Here is a 24410-nt window from a genome sequence, read left to right as displayed (position 1 = left end):
GGAATTGTACGCTTTGCTGGGAGTTCCAATGCCGGTGTCAGCATAATCGTATCGTCGAAAGACTGGAATTTTGCGGATCAACTGAGAATGCCGAGAGCTGGCAGGGCTGTGTCGCGGTTTTGAGATTCCTGTAACGGGTTTTCTATAAAGGGTTGTAGTCCATCGAGACTATCCGCTTCGGGTCACATTGGCGTTCTTTGTTAAATATGGTGTTCTGCACCCGGCTTTTTGCAGGTGACAACCGCAGATAATTGTGGTGTGAACAGTTGATAAGCAAATATGGCTACTTTCATCCTACGCAATTTTTAAATGACGCCGAGAGATCATGACGATTGAAATTATCGGGCGGGCGAGTGTCGCCCCAGGGGCGGGTTCGATTGAAGAGCTGCAGCTCGTCCTCAAGGAAGGTCGTTGCACTGTTGGCCATATCCCCGATGAACGCTGGGATCTCGCGCGTTTTTGGCATCCTGTCGTTGGCACTCAAGGAAAAACTTACAGTTACGCCGCCGGCGTCATGGCGGACATCTACTCTTTCGACCCCGCAGTCTTTGGCCTCTCACAGCGAGAAGCAATGCAGATGGATCCGCAGCAGCGCATCCTTCTGAACCTCGTCTGGCGGGCTTTGGAAGATGCGAACTTGCCTGTCGACAGTTTCGAAGGCGAGAGGGTCGGCGTCTATGTCGGAGCTTCGTCACTCGACCACGGTAATCTCACCGCCGAAGATCCGGCATCCGGCAGCCCATATTTCATGACGGGCAACACACTCTCGATCGTCTCCAATCGCATTTCACATATTTTCGGCCTGCGCGGGCCCAGCATGACGATCGACACGGCCTGTTCGTCGTCGCTTGTGGCGCTCGATCAGGCGGTGAGGGCCTTGGAATGCGGCGATATCGACACGGCAATCGTCGGCGGCATCAACCTTCTGGTCCACCCACTATCCTTCGTCGGCTTTTCCCAAGCACGCATGTTGTCGCCGGAAGGGCTCTGCCGCGCCTATGACGACAATGGCCGCGGCTACGTCCGCGCAGAAGGCGGTGCCGCCATTATCCTGCGCAGGACGGATCGGGCTTTGCGCGAGAAAGATCGCAGTTACGCGCGGATCCATGCGGTGGGGGTGAATTCTTCCGGCCGCACGAACGGCATTTCGCTGCCGTCGCGGGACGCGCAAGCTGCTTTGCTGCGTTCGATCTATGAAGGGCAGAACATCGACGTCAATCGCATAGCCTTCGTCGAAGGTCACGGCACGGGAACCAGGGTCGGTGATCCCGCCGAGATTTGGGCGATCGGCGATGTGATTGGGCAGAACCGCAGGGCGCCGGTGCCGGTCGGTTCAATCAAGTCCAATATCGGACATACCGAGCCTGCTTCGGGCCTTTTCGGCCTGCTGAAGGCGATGATTGCGCTGGAGAACAATTTCCTGCCGGCATCGCTGCATTTCGAGCAGCCGAATGAAACCATCGATTTCGAAGGCTTGAACGTTCGGGTCAACACATCGGCCATCGAGCTCCTTCCGGCCAAACGGCCGCGCTTTGCCGGCATCAATTCCTTCGGCTTCGGTGGCACGAATGCCCATGTCGTCATCAGTGATCCCGATCCGGTCGCCCCACCTGAACCACAGATGCGAGGCGACGGCACGATTTTTGTTGCCAGCGCCCACACTGCTTCGGCGCTTTCGAAGCTGCTCGAGGACTACAGGACCCGTCTCGAGCGCGCCCAGCCCAAGGAAGCCCGGCAGGTCATCGCGTCCGCTGCCGCCAATCGCGAACCGATGCGCCACCGTTTCGCAGCTAAAGCCAAGGATAGCGCAGCAGTGTTTGCAGCGATCGATGCGCATCTTGCGGGTGAAAATTCTATCGGGGAAACCGGTGAAGTGCCGGGCCAGGCGGTCAAGATTGCCTTCGTCTTTTCCGGCAATGGCTCGCAATGGGCGGGCATGGGCGTCGAGGCTTATCAGGAAAACAGCCATTTCCGGCAGTGTTTCCAATCGTTCAGCGCGCTCTTCGAATATTATCTCGGCGAGAAGCTGACGGATATCCTGGTTTCCTCCGACCTGTCTTTGCGCCTCGCCGACACCAAGATTGCGCAGCCTGTGCTTTTTGCAATTCAAGCTTCCCTCTCGGATTGCCTGGCGGCGCTGGGTGTGAGGCCTGACGCCGTCCTCGGCCACTCCGTTGGCGAAATCGCCGCCGCCTATGCGGCCAAAGCGCTGACGGCAGCAGAGGCAGTCGCGATCGTTGCCAAGCGTTCGCTGCATCAGGATCTTCTCGCCGGTGAAGGCAAGATGGCCGCGGTCGTCCTCAACGAGGACGCAGCACTCGCATTCGCCAAATCTCATGGACTTTATAACATCTGTGTCGCTGCGATTAACGCGCCGAATTCGATAACGATTTCCGGCCCCGTCCACGAGATCGAGGCGTTCAAGGATGCCGCCCGCAAGTCGCAAATCGTCGCGCATATCCTCGATATCAACTATCCCTTCCATCATCCGATCATCGATAGGGCGAAGGACGCTTTTCTCGCCGATTTGCCGGATGTCGCGCCGGATGCTGGCACCGGCACCTTCATCTCGACAGTGACCGGCGCTGCCTGCGATGGTCGCCTGTTGGATGCCCAATATTGGTGGCGCAACGTCCGCGATCCGGTGCTTTTCAAGAGCGCCTGCCAGGCGGCTATGGCGAGCGGATGCAATCTGTTCATTGAAATTGCCCCGCGTCCGATCCTGTCGAACTATGTGACAGATATCGCCAAGCAGGCGTCCATGCAGGCGGTTGCAATACCGACATTGCTGCGGGAGACCCCACTCCGCGGCCGCGATCCGGTGTCACAGGCTTTTGCGCGCGCCGTTGCTCATGGCGCGCCGGCGCTGCGTTCACGCGGCAGCGCCACGCGCAATGCTTTCGTCAAACTGCCGCCGTTGCCGTTCGAGCCGGTGGAATTGCGTTCGCAGCCGACATCAGACGAGATCGATATATTCGGCCGGGACGGCAAAAGCCCTTACACCCTGCTCGGCTGGCGCACCGACCCTAACGGCTCCACCTGGAAGAACCATCTGGACGCGCATCTTTTTGCTGATCTTGCTGAACATGTTGTCGACGGCAAGGCGATCCTGCCGGGTAGCGGCTTCATTGAAATCGCCGTCACGGCGGTTCAGCGATATTACCAGACGGATGAGGTCGAGATCGGCAACCTCGAAATCGTCAGACCATTAGAACTGCGCCAGGACCGCATGGTGGAACTGTCGACGGTCCTGTCTCCTGAGACTGGCGATATCGAAATTCGGTCGCGTGAGCGCCTAAGCAATGACGACTGGACCGTTCATGCGATTGCGCGCGGTCGCAAGCCGATCGCGAATGGCGCGGCCGAGGACCGCGCCGAATGGCGGACCGAAGAGCGGAAATCCGTCCTGACATCCGAGAAGACCTATGAAACGGCGGAGCGTTTCGGGCTGCAATATGGTCCGCATTTCAGACTTTTGTCGAAGGCTGTCGCCTTCGGGCGCGATGTCATCGAAGTGGACCTCAAGCCGGCAGCCGCTCCCACACATCCGTTCGTAACTTACAATCTCAATCCGATGTCGGTCGATGCGGCGTTCCATGGTCTTGTGGCGCTATTCGATCAACTGTCCGGCGACGAGGCTGGAGCTCCCTATATTCCGGTTCGCTTCGGCGCGGTGCGGGTAGCGGGCAAGGGGAGACCGGTTGCCAAAGCGGTCATAGAGATCGAACGGTTCAGTCGGAATTCGATCAAGGCCCGTTTCCGGATGTTCGACGCCCTTGGCGGTCAGATTGCCGCTTTCGACGATTGCCGCTTCCGCCGCACTTATCTGCGCCGGCACACGACGCTCGATTCGGTCGCCTTCCACTATGAGACCGTGCCATCGACCATCTTCAGGCGAGAGCCAATGTCGAACCTGGCGCTGCCGGATGCTTCGGCGCTGCATGGGCTCAATGGAAATCACTCGCTCAACAGTGCGACCCTGCTTCTTGACGCGGCCATCTATCGGGCATGCCACGAGATCGCACTGGCGATTGCAGGTAGAGACGGAGCGGTCTCGCTTTCCAACCTTCCCGATGATCCGGAATTCCGGCCGTTTCTGGTCAACTGTCTTTATATTCTGGAGGATGCCGGCATTGCTTCGGCTGTTGATGGCGAGTGGCATGTTCCGCTTGATTTCACCTTGCCACCGGTGAGCGACGTCCTGCAGGAGCTTTATCGTGAGGATGCCGGCCGGGTTGCCGAAGCCGTTCTCGTTAACAATGCCTATCGCGAAACCCTAGAGCGACTGGCTGCCGTCCACAAACACGTTCTGGGCCAACAACGCGCCGAGGCGGTTATTCATACGGTGGGAGGGGCGACGCTGGAGCACGTGCTCGTTCACTCTCCTTTGAGCAGCAGGCGGCTTTCGTTGATTGCTGAAGCATTGGTGGTTGCTGTCGAGACCAATCCAGGCACTATCGGCCACATCTTGGAAGCGGGTTCGACATCCACAGCCTTCAGCCAGCGGCTAGCGGCGATTGCGGCCAAAGCCGGCGCTAGCCTGATAATAGTCGAGCCGCGGGAGCAGGTGCGCCGCGCGCTTGAAATCGCTTTCGAGCGGAACGCGCATGTCATCGTCACCGAGCCCGGCAAGCTGGTCGATCAACCGCTCGCCGACATTATTGTCGCGTCTGGTGATCAGAGCCAGCATCTTTTGTCCTATGACGATGGGTTGAGAGCCGCCATCCGCACCACCGCCGCACGTGGCGCGCAACTCCTGTTCGCCGATCGTGCGCCTAGCGTCTTCAACGATTTTGCCTTTGGCCTGTCGGAAGCGTGGTTCGCCGGCAGCCAGTCGCCTGAATTCCCCGTGGGCCAGCTTGGCACGCTGCAGCAGGTCGAGGATATCCTCGCGACGCTCGGCTTCGGCAGGGCGCAGCTTGAGGAACAGGTCTTTCCCGAGGGTGTGCTGATCACGGCTGCGGCCGCGTCGGACGGTCATTCCGAAGACAAACCTGCCGTATCCCGCTTCGATACGCCGCTTTTAGTTCTGTCTGAGCGTGGAGAGAGCAACATCGGCATCTCCGATATGCGAACGGTCATAGTCGATGTGAGAACAGCGTCTTCGAATCTCGCCGATGTCCTGGCATCGTCCGATCATCCGCTTCGTATACTCTATGTGGCAGAACGGGAAGGCGGCAGCGACGCGTCCGAGTTGTCGCAGATACGGCTGCAGGCGATTGCGGACCTGACGGATGCCTTGACCCGATATGCTCAGGACGACAGGCCGTGCCTTGTGATCATGGCTCCGGGCGGTTCGCCATTGGCCAGCGAGCGGATTGATGGCGCCAATGCGGGGTTGTGGGCCCTCGCGCGCGTTCTGCAGAACGAATACGACACCTTCGACGTGCACCTACTTGACGCCGAAACGGACGACGAGCGCGCGATTGCGGCGGTTGAGACCCTGCTTCTTGCCGAGACCAATAACCGGGAATGGGTGGTCGACAGGGTAACCGGCGATATCCGCGAAATCCGGGCCTTGGCGGGACCTTTTGCCGTGACCGAGACGAACCGTCGCGATGTTGCCGCGGCGGCGATCCGGCAACATACCAGCGGCCGGTTGGACAGCGTTGTTTGGGAAGAGGCTGATATGCCGGCGCCGTCGGACGACGAGGTCATCATTGCCGTCGAAGCCACCGGCCTCAATTTCCGCGACGTCATGTGGGCAATGGGCCTATTGCCGGAAGAGGCACTGGAGGACGGGTTCGCCGGCGCGACGATCGGCATGGAGTTCGCCGGTCGCGTGCTGCAAACCGGCTCTACAGTCGGCGACCTCCAGCCGGGCGACAAGGTCATGGGCATCGGCCCCGCCGCGTTTTCGACGCATGTGCGCGTGCGCCGCGATGGTGTCACCAAGCTGCCTGAAACAATGGAAACGGTTGCCGCGGCCACAGTGCCCGTTGCCTTCTTGACTGCCTACTACGCCATGGTCGAGCTCGGACATATCCAACCCGGCGAAACAATCCTGATCCACGGCGCAGCTGGCGGCGTCGGTCTTGCCGCACTGCAGATCGCCAAACTCAAGGGCGCCAAGGTGATCGCCACTGCGGGCACGATCGAGAAGCGCCGTTTCCTTCAAATGCTTGGCGCCGACCATGTGCTCGACTCCCGCTCGCTGGATTTTGTTGCGGGCGTTCGCCGCATCACCCGAGGCGAAGGCGTCGATCTCGTTCTGAATTCGCTGTTCTCCGAAGCGATGGAGCGGAGCATCGAGCTGGTCAAGCCGTTCGGACGGTTTCTGGAATTGGGTAAGCGCGATTATTATTCCGACCGCAAGATCGGCCTGCGCCCCTTCCGCCGCAATATCAGCTATTTCGGCATCGATGCCGACCAGTTGCTGGTCAACGCTCCCGCCCTAACCAAGCGGATCTTTGCGGAGATTGGCCGGCTCTTTGCCGATGACAAGCTGACGCCGCTGCCCTATCGGGCCTTCGGTTACGACGAGATCGGCAGCGCTTTCCGGCTGATGCAGAATGCTGGCCACATCGGCAAGATCGTGGTTCGCCCGCCTGTTCTTGGCGTCGATCATGTCTTGCCGGCGCCGGCCCAACCGCTTCGGCTCGATTCCGCCGGTATATTCCTCGTGGCTGGCGGGATCGGCGGTTTCGGCCTCGCCGCTGCCGATTGGCTAGTGTCCAAAGGTGCACGCTGCATTGCGCTGTGCTCGCGCCGGGGCGTGGCCGACGAGGAAACGCTGAAGACCGTTGACGAATGGAAAAAGAAAGGCGTAGTGGCAACGCTGCATGCCTGCGACATCACGGATGAAGCTGCCGTCGAGACATTGCTTGGCTCTCTTCGCTCCGAGGGGGCGCTGAAGGGCATCATTCATGCCGCCATGGTCCTGGACGATGGGCTTCTTGCCAACCTGACGCCGGAGCGTAACCGGCCGGTCATCGAGGTGAAAGTCCGGGGCGCCGACATTCTTCATCGATTGACTCTGAACGACAGCCTCGATTTGTTTCTGCTGTTTTCGTCGGCAACGACGATGCTCGGCAATCCGGGCCAGGCGAATTATGTCGCTGCAAACGGCTACCTCGAAGGTTTGGCACGCGCGCGCCGCTCCGCTGGCCTGCCGGCGCTTGCCGTCGGCTTTGGCGCCATTTCGGACAAAGGATTCCTTGCCCGCAATATCGAGGTCAACGAACTCTTGTCCAAGCGTATCGGCAAGGCCGCTTTGAAGGCGCGGGATGCGCTGGAGCAGGTCGAGCGCTACATGCTTGCCGATACCGGCAGGGTCAATGCTGCAGCCGTTATGATCGCTGAAATCGACTGGGGCGCCGCGCGCATGTTACCGATCGCTAATCGGTCATTGTTCGAGTCGCTGATGCGCCATGCGAGTGGCAATCAGTCCCTGAATGATGGCGACACTATCGATCTCAGGGAATTGATCAAAGGCAAGTCGGAGGACGAGGCGCTAGCGGCTCTGCACGTACTCGTCGCCTCGGAAATTGCGGCGATCCTGCGCGTGACCGAAGATATGATCACTCCGGACAAGGTGTTGAAGGATATCGGTCTCGACAGCCTGATGGCGATGGAGCTTGGCATGAGCTTCCAGCAGAAGACCGGTTTCGACATTCCGTTGAGTGGGGTTGGGGAGGGGACTACGGTCGGTGACGTCGTTAGCCGGTTGCGTGACAGGGTGATGAACCGCGGTGGCGGAGAGGCGGAAGGCTCGGCGGCGAGCGAGGATCAAGTGGTCAGCCGACTGGTGCAAAGCCACTCCTTGCAGCCGCAGCAGAAGAGAGCCGCTCAGTCATGACGCAAGACGCCAATGACGATGTCTCGCCCGGTGACAAGAAAAGCAGCCTGCTGGAGCAGATGCGCCGTGCCAACGAATCCTCCGGACGCAACCGCGCGGAACGGCTGAACAGGCAGCCGCAACAGCCAGTCCGTCAAGCTCAGCGCTTCGAGGATTTGCCGGAATATAAGCGTGTCATGACTCAGAAGATTGCGGGTGAGATGGCGGGCATCGCCAATCCCTTCTATCGTTCGCATGATATCGCCGCTGGCGCGACGACACGAATGGGCGGGCGTGAATTCATCAACTTCGCCTCCTACGATTATCTCGCCACCAACACCGATCCGCTCGTGGCCGCCCGTGCAAAGGAGGCCATCGACCGTTTTGGCATTTCTGCCTCAGCCAGCCGCCTTGTCGCCGGCGAGCGGCCGGTACATGTCGAACTGGAGCAGGAGCTTGCCAAACTCTACGGCGTCGATGCCGCCGTCTGTTTCGTCAGCGGCTACCTGACCAATGTCGCGACGATCGGCTGTCTGCTGGGGCCGCAGGACCTGGTCATCCACGATGAGTTCATCCACAACAGTGCACTTGCCGGCATCAAGCTTTCCGGCGCGGCGCGGCGCCTGTTCAAGCACAATGACGCCGAAAATCTGGAAACTATCCTGAAGACGCTGTCCTCGGACTTTCGCCGTATCCTGGTCGTCGTCGAAGGCGTCTATTCAATGGACGGCGATGTTGCCGACCTGCCGGCATTGCTGGAGCTGAAGGCCCGCTACGGGTTCTGGCTGATGGTAGATGAGGCGCATGCGCTCGGCATCCTGGGCAAGAACGGCCGCGGCACCTTCGAGCATTTTGGGATCGACGCGCGCGATGTCGACATCTGGATGGGAACGCTCTCGAAGACGACGTCGAGCTGCGGCGGTTATATCGCCGGCAGCAGCGCGCTCGCCGATATCTTGAAGGCCGAGGCGGGCGGTTTCGTCTATAGTGTCGGCCTCGCTCCCGTTTTGGCGACGGCGGCCATCGCCGGCCTGCAAATTCTGGAATCGGAACCGGACAGAGCCGCCCGACTGAGGCGCAACGGCGGTCTTTTCCTGCAATGCGCCAGGGCGGCGGGCCTCGATACCGGTCTGAGCCTGGGTTTTTCCGTCGTTCCCGTCATCGTCGGCGATTCCCTGCGAGCGGTGCAGCTTTCCAACGATCTGCTAAGCGAGGGCATCAATGTTTTGCCCATCATTCATCCGGCCGTACCCGAGGGTATGGCACGCCTGCGCTTTTTCATCACTTGCAATCACACCGAAGAGCAAATCCGCCATTCTGTCGCTGTAACTGCCCGAAAACTCAAAGATTTACAGGATCGGAATTTCGGCCTAGGGTCCATCGACATGGACAAGGTGATGCAGTTGTTGCCGACGCGCCAAGCCTCCGGCAAGGCATAACATCAAGGCGATCAGTTCATGCATGTTATCGTCACCGGAGGCTCAAGCGGAATCGGCCTGGCGATAGCTAAGCTCTATGCCATCAGAGGCGATCGGGTTTCCCTTCTCGCCCGTCATTCCGGACGTCTGGAACAGGCGCACGTCGAGATCGCGGCCATCTCCGGCGCTGATCCTTCGCGTATCCAGGTTGCCTCCGTCGATGTTGCATCCGCCAATCAGGTTCTGGAAGTCGTCGAGAACTGTGAACGCTCCTTCGGGCCTTGCGACGTCCTGATCGCCTCGGCAGGTATCGTCGAGCCCTCTGCTTTCGATAGGATGCCAGCCGCGGTATTCGACGAACAGATCACCACCAATCTCATCGGAACGGCGAATGTCGTGCGGGCTGTTTATAAGGGCATGAAGACGCGCCGCAGCGGCAAGATCATGATGATCTCATCCGGCGCGGCCTTGATCGGTATTTATGGTTACACCGCCTATTGCGCTTCCAAGTCGGCATTGGTCGGATTTGCGGAGGCCTTGGGCGCTGAAGCCGGCATTTCCGAGGTGCGTGTCTCGATCTGCTTCCCGCCGGATACGCTCACTCCGCAATATCGCCGTGAAATGTCGATTCGGCCCGCGGAAGCGGAGCTTCTGATGGGGACGGTCAAGCCGTGGAGCGCCGAAGCCGTGGCGGCGAAAATTGTCCGCGGCCTGGATCGCGGCAGAACGCAAATTCACTTTGGATTGTCACTGGCCGCTCTCAGCTATTTCGGTCCGTTGATAAAGCCGCTATTAATGTGGTGGTTTTCCCGCAGGCTAAGAAAAATATCTGGGCAAGCACGGGATGGAAGCCTTGCCGACGCGATGGACAGAGGCTTTGATCATCGAAGCTGAATGCAGTTTCCATAATTCATGTAATGCACCTGCGGTCTCGACGGGACGCGGGTAAAAAGACGATAAAATTTAGAATTGGCGGCTAGTTCTTTCCGGTTTTCGGAAGTTGCTGCAGCGACTACAATTTTTGGACGGTATAGTTTTGAGAATTCATGATTTTCCGGCTCTTTTGACGGTTGCCTGCTTCGCTTTTTCATGCGTCGTCATATTCCTGACCGATCCGTTCGCGATGCCCGCCCTCGTCAACAAGCAAAATCATACAGAGAGAAATTTGAAGCGACTGGCTTTTGAGTGGGCCGCACGAATTCCTGTCATCGCCCTTATCTACGCCGGCTTCTTTGCGATTTCCTGGCGCCCGATTTACGGCGCGCAGGGTGCGATCAGTTTCTTCGTCATCTTCACCGGAATTTCGCGCGCAAAATTCGAGTTCATCCGCGAGCCTCTGGTCTTCTCCGACATCGCTCTCGTGGTTGACGTTTTCAAATACAAAGAGATTTTCTACGCGACGTCTCTGAATATCTTCTTCTGGGTCATCGCGCTTTCCTATGTGTTCGGCGTCAGCTCTCTTTATATGTATTTCGAGCCGTCGATCCTGCCCAATCACAACGGCTTCTTTTGGGTTCTTGTGATGTTGGCGATCGCCTTCGGTCCCTGGCTCGCTTTGTTCAGCAGGATCGTCAGTGACCCCGTCTGCCGTTTCACGCAGAACGTTCTCGGCAAGGTCGACGTCAAGAAGGATACGGTCAGGTTCGGCACATTTGAATCCGTTGTCTTTCATTTTGTCATCTGGGTGGGCGTGAGGCGCGAGGCGATCGTCACGCAACTGTCGGAACGCTTCATTTCCGCCCTTCATGAGCTTTGGGAGCATGGCGACGACGAGCCGCTGATCGTCATATGGCAATCAGAATCCTTCATCGACCTCCGACATTTCGGCGTGGAAAACGTCAAACTGCCCAATCTTGACCGGCTGCGCGATCAAGCAGCGCAATGGGGCCGAATGACCAGCGTCTTCGAGGGCGGCTATACGCTGCGCACCGAGTTTGCGGTGCTGAGCGGTCTCCTGCCCGAAAACGTCCATATCGACGCGAGCTATCCCTATCTGCGTGCCAGCCACTACAAGGATGTCGTCTGGCCGCAGCGGCTGCGGAAGGCCGGCTGGAAGACGCAGTTCATCCACCCTTACGACAAGACTTTTTTCCTGCGCCATAAGGCCATGCCGCAGCTCGGTTTCGACCGGATGATGATGCTGGACGAATTCGACCATCGACCCGAACGTGACGGCCCCTATGTCAGCGACCTGTCGCTGACGAAAAGCGTGATTCGGGCCATTGATGGGGATGGCACCGCGAAAAATTTCGTCTTTGTCGCTTCCATGGCGAATCATGGACCCTGGGAGCCCGGTCGCTGCGGCGACCTGACGAATCCGGTGGATATCTATAGCGAGCTCCTGATGCGCGCCGACCATGCGCTCGGCAATCTTGCGCATCATCTGGATCGGCTTGACCGTCCTGTGTGGCTGTTGTTCTACGGCGATCACGCGCCGCTGTTGAAGGCCTTCGCCGATCCTTTCCCCGATCCGCGCACGGACTACATCATCGTTCCGCTCGGCCGCGCTCGGTCGCACTCGCAAAAGCCGATGCCGCCGCAGGAAGAAGCGCCGTGGAATCTCATCGGCACGCTTCTGCGTTACGCCGGCCTTAGCACCGAGGTTCCGGAGTGACAGCCGGCGGGCAGGGGGATGCAGCGGCCTCTCAGCGCGTCTTTCTCTTCCTGCAAGGGCCGTCCTCCCCGCTTTTCGTTGAAATCGCCAGGGGACTGGAAGCCGCAGGCCACCGTTGCATCCGCATCAACCTCAACCCAGGCGACTGGATATTCTGGCGCTACCGCGGCGCCTTCAGTTATCGCGGCGGCTTTGCCGGTTGGCGCGACTACGTTCGCTGCCGAATCGAGACCGGCAAAGTCACGGACGTGATTCTTCTCGGTGAGGAGCGTCCGTATCATCAAGTTGCCATCGAAGAGGCGCGACGATGGGGCGCCAGTATCAATGTCGTCGAGATGGGATACCTGCGGCCGGATTGGGTGACGTTTGAGCGTGACGGAATGTCATCCAATTCCCGCTTTCCTGTCGATCCACGCTACATTGTTCAGGCTGCGTCGAGCCTTCCTGAACCGGATTGGACCCGTCGCTTCAGTCACAGCTTCCTCGCAGAGGCGGGGTATGATCTCCTCTACAATCTTCCCAATGCTTTTCTGTGGTTTCTCTATCCCGGCTATCAGCGCCATGCGCTCTATCATCCGCTGGTGGAATATGTGGGCTGGCTCCGCCGGCTGCTATCGAGCGGCAGGCGCGCACAGGACGCTGAGGCTACGAGCGAGCGCTTGATCGCTGACAGGACGCGATTCTTCGTCTATCCCCTGCAGCTTCAGACGGATTATCAACTGCGCTCACACTCGCCATTCCACCAGCAACAGGATGCTATCAGGCAGATCCTGCGGTCGTTTGCTGCACATGCGGCTGCGGACCTGCATTTGGTGATAAAGCTTCATCCGCTCGACAATGGCCTCGTCGACTGGAAACGTTATATCGACGGCATCTGTGCGAAGCTTGCCTTGTCGTCCCGCGTCCATTTTATCGACGGCGGCAATCTCGAAAAATTGATCTCGGCGAGCCGAGGCATGGTGACGGTCAATTCCACGGCCGCACTTTCTGCCCTGCAAACTGATAGGGCGGTAAAAGTTTTGGGAGCAGCCATCTACGATATCGAAGGTTTGACCGACCAAAAGCCGCTTGATCTCTTCTGGGACAATCCAGCGACGCCGTCATCCGACATTCGCAGCGCATTTCTGAAGCTGCTTGGCGCATCCGTCCAGGTGCGCGGGAACTTCTATTCCCGCGCCGGTGCACGGTCTGCATCGGCTGAGATCGTCACGCGTCTTCTGTCGCAGACTGTCAATCTGCCGGCTGCTTATACCGACCCGCAACCGCGGCGAAGGCCGATGAAGATTGAGATTCCCTGACTGTTCGAATGATCATTGAGCAAGAATCTATGATCAGCCTCGGAAAAGCGACGGTGTTCATCTTTTGCCAAGCATAAGAGTCACCTTTGGCAATCGCTAATCCTGAAATTGACATAACGGCCACTTATGTGAGGATTCGCGGTGAACTTAACGCAGCGATTCGACGTTGGGACAAAGAGCGAATAAGCGGTTTGCAGGGAGCAAACGTCATGGATGGCAGCAAATTGGAACGTTTTATGCTGAAGGAGCTGCTGGCAATCATCGCAGCCCTCGTGCTTGTTTCAGCGGTACTACTGACGATCGTGATTACCGGTAACTATTGAATGGGCGCTGAATAGGCGGTGGTACTGTCCGTACGCGCAAAAGCGCTGCCGGCTAGTCAGCAAACTATTATCTCAGCCAATCAGTTCCATGTCTGGAAAATGGTGGGCGATGAGAGACTCGAACTCCCGACATCCTCGGTGTAAACGAGGCGCTCTACCAACTGAGCTAATCGCCCTTATAGCAAGCGGTGCATTTGCCCGCCGCGTTCGGTGGCCGTGATCTATGCGGAACGGCAAAAAACCGCAAGAGTGTTTGTGAAGATTTTTTGATTTTTTTGATGGCGTCGCTCCGTCAGGGCGATATCAACACTTTGCACTTTCGCGAAAGCAGCCCTGGCTAGAGAGGCGCGTATGAGCCGCTTTTGAAATGCGTGAGACGCGAACCTGCCATGCCAAATCGATGGAGCCGAAATGTGTCGGCGGCGGTTGTGAAAACAATTCGCACTCTGTCATGGATTTGTATTTAAACCTGCTTGACACCCAAACACGAACCCCGTAGTTAGCCGCTCATCGAACGGCAAGGCCGCTTTGATGGGTGCGAAAGCGTCCGGAATGCTTGAAATGAAGTGCGGGTGTAGCTCAGTCGGTTAGAGTGCCGGCCTGTCACGCCGGAGGTCGCGGGTTCGAGCCCCGTCACTCGCGCCATTTTAAAGCATCAATTCCGGATTTTTCGCCTGGCCGATGGGTCAAACAATGCGCGGGTGTAGCTCAGTCGGTTAGAGTGCCGGCCTGTCACGCCGGAGGTCGCGGGTTCGAGCCCCGTCACTCGCGCCATTTTGTTTCAAGCCATTACAATCAATCATCAATTTGCTGCGAGTGCGAAAAAGCCGCTCCGCGTTTGCGCGGATTTGTCGCGATATCGTTGCAGCATATTGATAAGCCAAGTCCGGTAGTGCTTGAAACGACACATTCAAAAGGCTTGCGCCCGCGCCCCGGCTGCGCTAACCACGGCTTTGTTGCAACGCTCTTTCGCTTGCTGGGCATTTGCTCAGAGGCGCCGCCCCGGCGCCCATGGCAAGCAGGGATGGACATGATGACTGGACTACTCAGTTCCTATATTCCGATAGCGATTTTCATTGGTATTGCCGTGGTGATCGGCCTGGCGTTGTTGATCACGCCGTTTGCCGTCGCCTTCAAGGCGCCTGATTCGGAAAAGCTGTCGGCCTATGAGTGCGGCTTTAACGCATTCGACGACGCCCGCATGAAATTCGACATCCGCTTCTACCTAGTGTCGATTCTCTTCATCATCTTTGACCTGGAAGTAGCCTTCCTTTTCCCTTGGGCCGTATCCTTCGGTGCAATCGGCTGGTTCGGGTTCTGGTCGATGATGGTGTTCCTGGCGGTGCTGACCATCGGCTTTATCTATGAATGGAAGAAGGGAGCCCTGGAATGGGAGTAGCCCCAAGCAACACGACGCTCGTTGCGCCGCAGCCGAAGGGGATCATTGATCCCGCAACCGGCAAGCCGGTTGGCAGCAACGATCCGTTCTTCGGCGAGATCAATAATGAACTCGCCGACAAGGGCTTCCTGGTCACCTCGACCGACGAGCTGATCAACTGGGCCCGTACCGGCTCGCTGATGTGGATGACCTTCGGTCTTGCCTGCTGCGCCGTTGAAATGATGCAGGTTTCCATGCCGCGTTACGACGTCGAGCGCTTTGGTTTCGCGCCCCGCGCCTCGCCGCGTCAGTCGGACGTGATGATCGTCGCCGGCACGCTGACCAACAAGATGGCTCCGGCCCTGCGCAAGGTCTATGACCAGATGCCGGAGCCGCGTTACGTCATCTCGATGGGCTCCTGCGCCAACGGCGGCGGTTACTATCACTATTCCTATTCGGTTGTACGCGGTTGCGACCGCATCGTGCCGATCGACATATATATACCGGGCTGTCCTCCCACGGCGGAGGCGCTGCTTTACGGCGTGCTTCTGCTGCAGAAGAAAATCCGGCGCACCGGCACGATCGAACGGTAAGGCAGGGGACAAGGCAATATGAGTGAAGCCCTGAACGAGCTCGCCACCTATCTCGCGGAAGTTCGCGGCGCCCTGATTTCGTCGTCCGAGATCAAGTATGGCGAGCTGAACGTGACGACAACAGCTGCAAATGTGGTCGCGCTGCTGACGTTCCTGCGTGATGACGCCAAATGCGGTTTCGTCAATTTGACGGATATTTGCGGCGTCGACTGGCCGCAGCGCCCCGATCGTTTCGATGTGGTCTACCACCTGCTGTCGCCGAAGAAGAACCTGCGCATTCGCGTCAAGGTTCCGGTCGCCGAAGATCAGCCGGTCCCGTCGGCCTGCAGCGTCTATCCTGGCGCCGATTGGTTCGAGCGTGAAACCTGGGATATGTACGGCGTTCTCTTCACCGGTCATCCGGACTTGCGCCGTCTCTTGACCGACTACGGCTTCGAAGGCCATCCGCTGCGCAAGGATTTCCCGACCACCGGTTTCGTCGAAGTTCGCTATGACGACGCGGCAAAGCGTGTCGTTTACGAGCCGGTTGAACTGAAGCAGGAATTCCGCAACTTCGACTTCTTGTCCCCTTGGGAAGGCACGGATTACGTGCTGCCGGGCGATGAAAAGGCGAAGGCATAATTTGATGGCGTGTGGCGGGCGAAAGCCTGCCATTCACTGAATATCTGAAAACGCGAGCATCGCCGCCATGACAGAACACAACGTTCGCAACTTCAACATCAATTTCGGTCCGCAGCATCCTGCGGCGCACGGCGTTCTGCGTCTTGTCCTTGAATTGGACGGCGAAATTGTGGAACGCGTCGATCCCCATATCGGCCTGCTGCATCGCGGCACGGAAAAGCTGATCGAAACGAAGACCTACCTGCAAGCCGTTCCTTATTTCGACCGCCTCGACTATGTGGCGCCGATGAATCAGGAACATGCTTATGCGCTTGCCGTCGAAAAGCTGCTCGGCATCGAAATCCCGATTCGTGGCCAGTTGATCCGCGTACTCTACTCGGAAATCGGCCGCATCCTGTCGCATCTTCTGAACGTCACGACGCAGGCCATGGACGTCGGCGCGCTGACGCCGCCGCTCTGGGGCTTCGAGGAGCGCGAAAAGCTGATGGTGTTCTATGAGCGTGCCTCGGGCTCGCGCATGCATGCGGCCTACGTGCGTCCGGGCGGCGTTCACCAGGATCTTCCGGAAAAGCTCGTTCAGGACATCGGCGCTTGGTGCGATCCCTTCCTGAAGGCGCTCGACGATATCGACGACCTTCTGACCGGCAACCGCATCTTCAAGCAGCGTAACGTCGATATCGGCGTCGTTTCGCTAGAAGACTGTTGGGCCTGGGGCTTCTCGGGCGTCATGGTCCGCGGCTCGGGTGCTGCCTGGGACCTGCGCCGTGCGCAGCCCTATGAATGCTATTCCGATCTCGAATTCGACATTCCGATCGGCAAGAACGGCGATTGCTACGACCGTTATCTGATCCGCATGATCGAGATGCGCCAGTCCGTCCGCATCATGAAGCAGTGCGTTAATCGCCTGCTCGGCGATGCGAAGACCGGTCCGGTCTCTTCGCTCGACGGCAAGGTCGTGCCGCCGAAGCGCGGTGAGATGAAGCGTTCGATGGAAGCGCTGATCCACCACTTCAAGCTCTACACCGAAGGCTATCACGTGCCGGCCGGCGAGGTTTATGCCGCCGTCGAAGCGCCAAAGGGCGAGTTCGGCGTCTATCTCGTCTCCGATGGTTCGAACAAGCCGTATCGCTGCAAGATCCGCGCTCCGGGCTATGCGCATCTGCAGGCCATGGATTTCATGTGCCGCGGCCATCAGCTTGCCGACGTCGCGGCCGTGCTCGGTTCGCTCGACATCGTGTTCGGCGAGGTGGATCGCTGATGCAGCTATGGCCGGTCATCGTTGCTGTGCTTCTTGTTGCTTCCGGGGCTTCGGCTCAGCAGGTCGGCAAGACGCAGACGTTGCCCAGCATCTCTGTGCAAGGTTCGAATGCGAAAAGCTCGAATGTTGCGAAGAGCGGAAATACGGCTTCGCAGAGCGCGGTATCGACCATGGCCGATCTCGTGTCACGCGGCTATGAAATAAAGGCCGCTGTGCCGAACGGCGGCAAGTTCGTTGTGTTTATGCAGAAAGACCAGTCGGCCTACGCCTGCGAATTTTCGTCTCTGACGGATACGCGGTGTGGGTCCTTAAACTGAGATAAGGCGTGAAAGATGTCCGTTCGTCGACTAGCCGAAGATCAATTCCAGCCAGCCGCTTTCGCTTTCAGCGATGAGAATGCGGTTTGGGCGGAAAAGACGATCAAGAAATATCCCGAGGGCCGCCAGCAATCCGCGATCATCCCGCTGATGATGCGTGCGCAGGAGCAGGATGGCTGGGTCACCAAGGCGGCCATCGAAAAGATCGCCGATATGCTTGATATGGCCTATATCCGCGCGCTCGAAGTTGCCACCTTCTACACGCAGTTCCAACTGCATCCGGTTGGCAGCCGCGCCCATATCCAGGTCTGCGGCACGACGCCCTGCATGCTGCGCGGCGCCGAAGGCCTGGTGAAGGTCTGCAAGAGCAGGATCGCCGCCCATGCCCTCGAGCGCAATGCCGAAGGTACGCTCTCCTGGGAAGAGGTCGAATGTCAGGGCGCCTGCGTCAACGCACCGATGGTCGTGATCGGCAAGGATACCTATGAGGATCTGACGCCGGAACGTCTCGAAGAGATCATCGATGCATTCGTCGCAGGCAAGGGCAGCGAAGTCCCGACCGGCCCGCAGATCGATCGCTTTTTCTCTGCACCGGAAGGTGGTTTGACATCGCTTCTGGATTCGCCGGCGACGAAGACGAAGAAGAAGGCCGGTGCTAAGGTTGTCGCCGAAACGGTCGCTGTGCCGCCATCCGAGGCAGCGAAGCCCGTCAGCAGCGATGCTGAGACCAATCCGGCGCTGAAGAGCCCGGCCGATGGCAAGACGGCATTGCCCGCCGAACATCCGCAGGCAGCTCCCGCCAAAGAAGACAATACGGCTGTCGGCAACAAGGCTGAGTAAGAGGTAAGGTATGTTACAGGATCAGGATCGCATCTTTACCAATATCTACGGTCTCAAGGACAAATCCCTGAAAGGCGCGATGAGCCGCGGCCACTGGGACGGCACCAAGCAGATCCTAGAGAAGGGCCGGGACTGGATCGTCAACGAGATGAAGGCGTCGGGGCTGCGCGGTCGCGGTGGCGCCGGCTTCCCGACCGGCCTCAAATGGTCCTTCATGCCGAAGGAAAGCGACGGCCGTCCGCATTACCTCGTCGTTAATGCCGACGAGTCCGAGCCAGGCACCTGTAAGGACCGCGATATCATGCGCCACGATCCGCATACGCTGATCGAGGGCTGCGTCATCGCCGGTTTCGCCATGGGTGCGAACACCGCGTATATTTATGTTCGCGGCGAATACATGCGTGAGCGCGAAGCCCTGCAGGCGGCGATCGACGAATGCTACGATGCCGGACTTCTCGGCAAAAACAACAAGCTCGGCTGGGACTTTGATGTTTTTGTTCATCACGGTGCCGGCGCCTACATCTGCGGCGAAGAGACCGCGCTTCTCGAAAGCTTGGAAGGCAAGAAAGGCCAACCGCGCCTGAAGCCGCCGTTCCCCGCCAACATGGGTCTCTACGGCTGCCCAACCACTGTCAACAACGTCGAGTCGATCGCCGTTGCCCCGACGATCCTGCGTCGCGGCGCCGGTTGGTTCTCCTCCTTCGGCCGCCCGAACAATGTTGGCACGAAGCTCTTCATGCTTTCCGGTCACGTCAATCGTCCGTGCACGGTCGAAGAAACGATGGGCATCACCTTCCGCGAACTGGTCGAGAAGCATGGCGGCGGTATTCGCGGCGGCTGGGACAATCTGCTTGCCGTCATTCCCGGCGGCGCGTCGTGCCCGGTCGTTCCGGCGGCCGACATCATCGATTGCCCGATGGATTTCGACGGCTTGCGCGAAGTCAAGTCGTCCTTCGGTACGGCGGCTGCGATCGTCATGGACAAGTCGACCGACATCATCAAGGCGATTGCCCGTATCTCGGCCTTCTTCAAGCATGAAAGCTGCGGCCAGTGCACGCCGTGCCGCGAAGGCACGGGCTGGATGTGGCGCGTGCTGGAGCGTATGGCCCGAGGAAATGCGCAGAAGCGCGAAATCGACATGCTGTTCCAGGTGACCAAGCAGATCGAAGGTCATACTATCTGTGCGCTCGGCGACGCTGCCGCATGGCCGGTACAGGGCCTGATCCGCAATTTCCGCCCGGAAATCGAAAAGCGCATCGACCAATATACGGCCAATGCGACGAGCCACGGTGCGGTGCTGGAAGCGGCCGAGTAAGGACGATGATGGCGAAGACCTCAGATACCAGGCAGAACAGCGGAGCGGCCGATGCATCGGCCGAGCCCAGCCGTATTGCCGCGGATATGCTGCGCAATTCGCCTGTCTTGCCGATCCACCCGTTGATGGCGCATCCGGCGGCTGCATTTGCTGCGGCCACCGCGATCGGGTTCGGCTTCTCATCGCAGATGGCGGGCGCGTTCTTCGGCGCGCTGCAAGGTGCGGTCGAGGCGACCAACAAGCTCGCGGTCGCGCTTGACGAGAAGAAAAATGCCGCTGCCGAGGAAAAGCCGGCGGCAAAAGGTGATGCGGCGGGGGAGGCGAAGCCGGTGAAGGCATCGCCCGCTGCCAAGCCGGTCGAAGCAAAGCCGGCCAATGTGAAGAAGGTCGAGCCGAAGCCGGTCGCAGCGAAATCTGCGCCAGCAAAGGCTCCGGCCAAAGTCAAGGCTAAGGCCAAGGTCGTTGCTGCGGAGACTCACGCGGCAAAGCCGGCTGCCGTTTCCCCGCGTCGTCGCAAGGCGGCCGCGAAGACAGACGACCTGAAGCTGATTTCGGGCATCGGTCCGAAGCTGGAGCAGGTTCTAAACGGGCGGGGCATTCTGCGTTTTGCCGATCTGGCGGCCTGGAATCAGGCGGATATCGAGCGGATCGATGCGGAGCTCGGTTTTGACGGCCGTATCCGTCGCGACGACTGGGTCGGTCAGGCAAAGGCACTCCAGCCGAAAGGCCGGAATTGAGAGTTTTCTTCGGCTATGCCCCAAGCGGCCGAAGAGCGTGAAATAAGGCGGTGAGCATGTTGCAGGCGTGGCCTGCAATGTTCCAGCCGGGATGCTGGTCTTGTGGGGGCAAGGTTCGGCAAAGGTGATTGTAAGCAAGACCGGTGCCACGCGGCTCAAATGCCGTGCCGGTGGCGAGACGGTATTGCGGTCATGAAATTGTCTGCGGCCAGGTTCGGCGGCAGACGTGACATAGGACTGAGTGGACGATGGCAAAACTGAAGATTGACGGTAAAGAGATCGAAGTTCCGGATCACTACACGCTTATCCAGGCGTGCGAGGAAGCCGGCGCCGAAGTCCCGCGCTTCTGCTTCCATGAACGACTGTCGGTGGCCGGCAATTGCCGCATGTGCCTCGTCGAGGTAAAGGGCGGTCCGCCGAAGCCACAGGCCTCTTGCGCCATGGGCGTGCGCGACATCCGCGGCGGCCCGAACGGCGAGCTTCCGGAAGTCTTCACCAACACGCCGATGGTCAAGAAGGCCCGCGAAGGCGTGATGGAATTCCTGCTGATCAACCACCCGTTGGATTGCCCGATCTGCGACCAGGGCGGCGAATGCGACCTGCAGGACCAGGCCATGGCCTTCGGCATCGATAGTTCGCGCTACCAGGAAGACAAGCGCGCCGTCGAGGACAAATATATCGGCCCGCTCGTCAAGACCGTGATGAACCGCTGCATCCACTGCACGCGCTGCGTCCGCTTCACGACGGAAGTCGCCGGTATTTCCGAACTCGGCCTGATCGGCCGCGGCGAAGACGCAGAAATCACCACCTATCTCGAGCAGGCGATGACCTCCGAGCTGCAGGGCAACGTCGTCGACCTTTGCCCGGTCGGCGCGCTGACCTCGAAGCCCTTTGCCTTCACGGCCCGTCCGTGGGAACTGAACAAGACCGAATCGGTCGACGTCATGGACGCGCTCGGCTCGGCCATCCGCGTCGATACCCGCGGCCGCGAAGTCATGCGCGTGCTGCCGCGCGTCAACGAGCAGATCAACGAAGAGTGGATCTCCGACAAGACCCGCTTCATCTGGGACGGCCTGAAGACGCAGCGCCTCGACAAGCCTTACGTCCGCAAGGATGGCCGCCTGCAGGCTTCGACCTGGAGCGATGCCTTCGCTGCCATCAAGTCGGCGGTTGCCGCCACCAGCGGCGACAAGATCGGCGCGATCGCCGGCGACCTCGCTTCCGTCGAAGAGATGTACGCACTCTCCGAACTGCTGAAGTCGCTGGGCTCGGAGAATCTCGACTGTCGCCAGGACGGGACGGCGCTTGATCCGTCGCTTGGCCGCGCAAGCTACATCTTCAATCCGAGCATCGAGGGCATCGAAGCTGCCGATGCGCTGCTGATCATTGGCGCCAACCCGCGCTTCGAAGCGGCCGTGTTGAACTCGCGTATCCGCAAGCGCTGGCGTCGCGGCAAGTTCCCGATCGCTGTGATCGGCGAACATGCCGACCTGCGTTACTCCTATGATTATCTCGGCGCCGGCCCGGATACGCTGGCCGATGTCGTCAGCGGTTCGCACAGCTTTGCCGACGTTCTGAAGAATGCGCAGAAGCCGATGATCATCATCGGCCAGGGCGCACTGATCCGCGAAGACGGTGCTGAAGTGCTGGCGAATGCCGCCAAGCTTGCTGCCGCTGTCGGCGTCGTGAAGGACGGCTGGAACGGCTTTGCCGTGCTGCATACCGCGGCTTCTCGCGTTGGCGGCCTCGATCTCGGCTTCGTGCCGGGCGCGAAGGGTGTCAACGCTGCGGTGATGTTGTCCTCGATGGACGTGCTCTTCCTGCTCGGCGCTGACGAGCTGGACTTCACCCGCAAGGGCGCGAAGTTCACCGTCTACATCGGCTCGCACGGCGACAACGGTGCCCACAATGCCGACGTCATTCTGCCGGCTGCGACCTACACCGAAAAGTCGGGCACATGGGTCAACACCGAAGGCCGCGTCCAGATGGGCAACCGCGCCGGCTTCGCGCCGGGCGACGCCCGCGAGGACTGGGCCATCATCCGTGCCCTTTCCGATGTGCTCGGCAAGAAGCTTCCCTTTGATTCGCTGAGAGAATTGCGCGCTAAGCTCTATGCCGCATTCCCGCATTTCGCAGGCATCGACGAGATCGCCGAAGGCGATAGCGCCCAAATTGTCGCACTTGCGAAAAAAGCCGGCGCGATGGGCAAATCCGGGTTTGCTTCGCCGATCAAAGACTTCTATTTGACGAACCCGATAGCGCGTGCCTCGGCGGTCATGGCCGAGTGCTCGGCATTGGCCCGCAACAATTTCCAGGCTGCGGCAGAGTAAGGGCAGAGGACTATGGATTCATTCGTTTCGACCTATCTCTGGCCGGCGCTGATTATCATCGGTCAGTCCCTGCTGCTCCTGGTCTGCCTGCTGATCTTCATCGCCTATATCCTTCTTGCCGACCGCAAGATCTGGGCGGCGGTTCAGCTGCGCCGTGGCCCGAACGTCGTCGGTCCTTTCGGCCTCTTCCAGTCCTTCGCCGACCTTTTGAAGTTCATGGTCAAGGAGCCGATCATCCCGGCCGGCGCCAACAAGACGGTCTTCCTGCTGGCCCCACTGGTTTCTGTGGTTCTGGCGCTGTCCACCTGGGCCGTCGTGCCCGTGGCGCATGGTTGGGTTGTCGCCGACATCAATGTCGGCATCCTCTACATTCTGGCGATTTCTTCGCTCGAGGTGTACGGCATCATCATGGGCGGCTGGGCTTCGAACTCGAAGTATCCGTTCCTCGGCGCGCTGCGTTCTGCCGCACAGATGGTGTCCTACGAAGTCTCGATCGGCTTCGTCATCGTCACCGTGCTGCTCTGCGTCGGCTCGCTGAATCTGACTGATATCGTCATGTCGCAGCAGACTGGCCTCGGCACCAAACTCGGCCTGCCTGCCTCGTTCCTCGACTGGCACTGGCTGTCGCTGTTCCCGATGTTCATCGTGTTCTTCATTTCGGCACTCGCTGAAACGAACCGTCCGCCCTTCGATCTTCCGGAAGCGGAATCGGAACTGGTTGCCGGCTTCATGGTCGAATATGGCTCCTCGCCCTACATGATGTTCATGCTCGGCGAATATGCCGCCGTCGTGCTCATGTGCTCGCTGACCACGATCCTCTTCCTCGGCGGCTGGCTGCCGCCGGTCGATATCTGGATCCTGAACTGGGTCCCGGGCATCATCTGGTTCCTGCTGAAGTCGTGTCTCGTCTTCTTCATGTTCGCGATGGTCAAGGCGTTCGTGCCGCGCTACCGCTACGACCAGCTCATGCGCCTCGGCTGGAAGGTGTTCCTCCCGCTGTCGCTCGCTATGGTCGTTATCGTTGCATTCGTGCTGAAGCTGACAGGATGGGCATGATGATGTCGATCCTCGCTTCAAGCAGATTTGGAGGTTGAAGATGGCCGGAATTTCCAACGCCGTCAGCTCACTGTTCCTCAAGGAATTCGTCGGCGCATTCTTTTTGTCGATGCGTTATTTCTTCAAACAGAAGGCGACGATCAATTATCCCTTCGAAAAGGGACCGGTCAGCCCGCGCTTTCGTGGCGAACATGCATTGCGTCGCTATCCGAATGGTGAAGAGCGCTGCATCGCCTGCAAGCTCTGCGAAGCCATCTGTCCTGCTCAGGCCATCACCATCGAAGCCGGGCCGCGCCGCAACGACGGCACCCGCCGCACGGTGCGCTACGACATCGACATGGTGAAGTGCATCTATTGCGGCTTCTGCCAGGAGGCATGCCCGGTCGACGCCATCGTCGAAGGGCCGAACTTCGAATTCGCCACCGAAACCCGCGAAGAGCTTTATTTCGACAAGGCGCGGCTTCTGGAGAATGGCGACCGCTGGGAACGCGAAATCGCGCGCAACATCGCGATGGACTCGCCGTACCGCTAAGCG

At 59.2% G+C, this 24410-nt stretch carries 16 protein-coding genes, 3 tRNA genes and 1 pseudogene; 19 read left to right on the top strand and 1 reads right to left on the bottom strand.

Annotated elements, in window-relative coordinates; all coding sequences use genetic code 11:
* Positions 1–325: 325 nt before the first annotated feature.
* The 6 genes from FHT86_RS09310 (at position 326) to FHT86_RS09285 (ending at position 13430) form a co-directional block, all read left to right on the top strand.
* Positions 326–7798: a type I polyketide synthase gene (locus FHT86_RS09310; RefSeq protein ID WP_133706528.1), complete on the top strand. Its 7473-nt coding sequence runs from the start codon at positions 326–328 to the stop codon at positions 7796–7798.
* On the top strand, positions 7795–9216 hold the full coding sequence (locus tag FHT86_RS09305) for an aminotransferase class I/II-fold pyridoxal phosphate-dependent enzyme (RefSeq protein ID WP_133706527.1): 1422 nt from the start codon (positions 7795–7797) through the stop codon (positions 9214–9216). The genes FHT86_RS09310 and FHT86_RS09305 overlap by 4 nt, the downstream gene beginning before the upstream one ends.
* Before the next feature lie 18 nt (positions 9217–9234).
* Complete coding sequence (locus FHT86_RS09300) at positions 9235–10089, top strand: SDR family oxidoreductase (protein ID WP_133706526.1); 855 nt, start codon at positions 9235–9237, stop codon at positions 10087–10089.
* Positions 10090–10231: 142 nt separating this feature from the next.
* Complete coding sequence (locus FHT86_RS09295; RefSeq protein WP_246779412.1) at positions 10232–11809, top strand: sulfatase-like hydrolase/transferase; 1578 nt, start codon at positions 10232–10234, stop codon at positions 11807–11809.
* Positions 11806–13107, top strand: coding sequence for a capsule biosynthesis protein (locus FHT86_RS09290; RefSeq protein ID WP_133706524.1), 1302 nt, complete (start codon positions 11806–11808; stop codon positions 13105–13107). The genes FHT86_RS09295 and FHT86_RS09290 overlap by 4 nt, the downstream gene beginning before the upstream one ends.
* Before the next feature lie 86 nt (positions 13108–13193).
* Positions 13194–13430: a hypothetical protein gene (locus tag FHT86_RS09285; RefSeq protein WP_133706523.1), complete on the top strand. Its 237-nt coding sequence runs from the start codon at positions 13194–13196 to the stop codon at positions 13428–13430.
* A 100-nt stretch (positions 13431–13530) separates the two neighbouring features.
* Here FHT86_RS09285 and FHT86_RS09280 read toward each other — a convergent pair.
* Positions 13531–13606: transfer RNA gene (locus FHT86_RS09280), tRNA-Val, on the bottom strand.
* Positions 13607–13998: 392 nt separating this feature from the next.
* Between FHT86_RS09280 and FHT86_RS09275 the strand changes: the two genes are divergently transcribed.
* From FHT86_RS09275 to nuoI, 13 genes and pseudogenes are all read left to right on the top strand, one after another.
* Positions 13999–14075 (top strand) — tRNA-Asp (locus FHT86_RS09275).
* Between the two features lie 52 nt (positions 14076–14127).
* Positions 14128–14204, top strand: a tRNA-Asp gene (locus tag FHT86_RS09270).
* A gap of 88 nt (positions 14205–14292) precedes the next feature.
* On the top strand, positions 14293–14829 hold the full coding sequence (locus tag FHT86_RS09265) for an NADH-quinone oxidoreductase subunit A (RefSeq protein ID WP_133706522.1): 537 nt from the start codon (positions 14293–14295) through the stop codon (positions 14827–14829).
* On the top strand, positions 14820–15401 hold the full coding sequence (locus FHT86_RS09260) for a NuoB/complex I 20 kDa subunit family protein (protein WP_133706521.1): 582 nt from the start codon (positions 14820–14822) through the stop codon (positions 15399–15401). The genes FHT86_RS09265 and FHT86_RS09260 overlap by 10 nt, the downstream gene beginning before the upstream one ends.
* 18 nt (positions 15402–15419) lie before the next feature.
* Positions 15420–16022, top strand: a complete 603-nt coding sequence (locus FHT86_RS09255) for an NADH-quinone oxidoreductase subunit C (RefSeq protein ID WP_133706520.1) — start codon at positions 15420–15422, stop codon at positions 16020–16022.
* A gap of 67 nt (positions 16023–16089) precedes the next feature.
* The gene (locus FHT86_RS09250) at positions 16090–17280 is read left to right on the top strand and encodes an NADH-quinone oxidoreductase subunit D (protein ID WP_133706519.1); all 1191 of its coding nucleotides are present in this window, start codon (positions 16090–16092) and stop codon (positions 17278–17280) included.
* On the top strand, positions 17280–17597 hold the full coding sequence (locus tag FHT86_RS09245) for a hypothetical protein (RefSeq protein ID WP_133706518.1): 318 nt from the start codon (positions 17280–17282) through the stop codon (positions 17595–17597). Before FHT86_RS09250 ends, FHT86_RS09245 begins: the two co-directional genes overlap by 1 nt.
* Positions 17598–17612: 15 nt before the next feature.
* Positions 17613–18392 (top strand): annotated as a pseudogene (nuoE, locus tag FHT86_RS09240) (NADH-quinone oxidoreductase subunit NuoE); the annotation flags it as partial.
* A 55-nt stretch (positions 18393–18447) separates the two neighbouring features.
* Positions 18448–19752 (top strand): NADH-quinone oxidoreductase subunit NuoF, encoded by a 1305-nt coding sequence (gene nuoF, locus FHT86_RS09235; protein ID WP_028754009.1) that lies wholly within the window; start codon positions 18448–18450, stop codon positions 19750–19752.
* Between the two features lie 5 nt (positions 19753–19757).
* Complete coding sequence (locus tag FHT86_RS09230; protein WP_409527574.1) at positions 19758–20489, top strand: 5' DNA nuclease; 732 nt, start codon at positions 19758–19760, stop codon at positions 20487–20489.
* A gap of 248 nt (positions 20490–20737) precedes the next feature.
* Positions 20738–22819 carry an NADH-quinone oxidoreductase subunit NuoG gene (gene nuoG, locus FHT86_RS09225; RefSeq protein ID WP_133706516.1) on the top strand — a complete coding sequence of 694 codons (2082 nt, stop codon included), beginning with the start codon at positions 20738–20740 and terminating at the stop codon, positions 22817–22819.
* Between the two features lie 12 nt (positions 22820–22831).
* Positions 22832–23875, top strand: a complete 1044-nt coding sequence (nuoH, locus tag FHT86_RS09220) for an NADH-quinone oxidoreductase subunit NuoH (RefSeq protein ID WP_133706515.1) — start codon at positions 22832–22834, stop codon at positions 23873–23875.
* Between the two features lie 40 nt (positions 23876–23915).
* Positions 23916–24407 (top strand): NADH-quinone oxidoreductase subunit NuoI, encoded by a 492-nt coding sequence (gene nuoI, locus FHT86_RS09215; protein ID WP_028754013.1) that lies wholly within the window; start codon positions 23916–23918, stop codon positions 24405–24407.
* Positions 24408–24410 lie beyond the last annotated feature (3 nt).

It is taken from the genome of Rhizobium sp. BK313 (assembly GCF_014193655.1).
GTDB lineage: Bacteria > Pseudomonadota > Alphaproteobacteria > Rhizobiales > Rhizobiaceae > Rhizobium.
Note: the sequence above shows the minus strand (reverse complement) of the source record. Positions and strands in the feature narration are given on the sequence as shown.

Bases quoted from the DNA above. Each gene is read 5' to 3' on its own strand.
- FHT86_RS09310 (WP_133706528.1), top strand. From the start codon at position 326: ATGACGATTGAAATTATCGGGCGGGCGAGTGTCGCCCCAGGGGCGGGT.
- FHT86_RS09305 (WP_133706527.1), top strand. From the start codon at position 7,795: ATGACGCAAGACGCCAATGACGATGTCTCGCCCGGTGACAAGAAAAGC.
- FHT86_RS09300 (WP_133706526.1), top strand. From the start codon at position 9,235: ATGCATGTTATCGTCACCGGAGGCTCAAGCGGAATCGGCCTGGCGATA.
- FHT86_RS09260 (WP_133706521.1), top strand. From the start codon at position 14,820: ATGGGAGTAGCCCCAAGCAACACGACGCTCGTTGCGCCGCAGCCGAAG.
- FHT86_RS09255 (WP_133706520.1), top strand. From the start codon at position 15,420: ATGAGTGAAGCCCTGAACGAGCTCGCCACCTATCTCGCGGAAGTTCGC.
- FHT86_RS09250 (WP_133706519.1), top strand. From the start codon at position 16,090: ATGACAGAACACAACGTTCGCAACTTCAACATCAATTTCGGTCCGCAG.
- FHT86_RS09245 (WP_133706518.1), top strand. From the start codon at position 17,280: ATGCAGCTATGGCCGGTCATCGTTGCTGTGCTTCTTGTTGCTTCCGGG.
- nuoF (WP_028754009.1), top strand. From the start codon at position 18,448: ATGTTACAGGATCAGGATCGCATCTTTACCAATATCTACGGTCTCAAG.
- FHT86_RS09230 (WP_409527574.1), top strand. From the start codon at position 19,758: ATGATGGCGAAGACCTCAGATACCAGGCAGAACAGCGGAGCGGCCGAT.
- nuoG (WP_133706516.1), top strand. From the start codon at position 20,738: ATGGCAAAACTGAAGATTGACGGTAAAGAGATCGAAGTTCCGGATCAC.
- nuoH (WP_133706515.1), top strand. From the start codon at position 22,832: ATGGATTCATTCGTTTCGACCTATCTCTGGCCGGCGCTGATTATCATC.
- nuoI (WP_028754013.1), top strand. From the start codon at position 23,916: ATGGCCGGAATTTCCAACGCCGTCAGCTCACTGTTCCTCAAGGAATTC.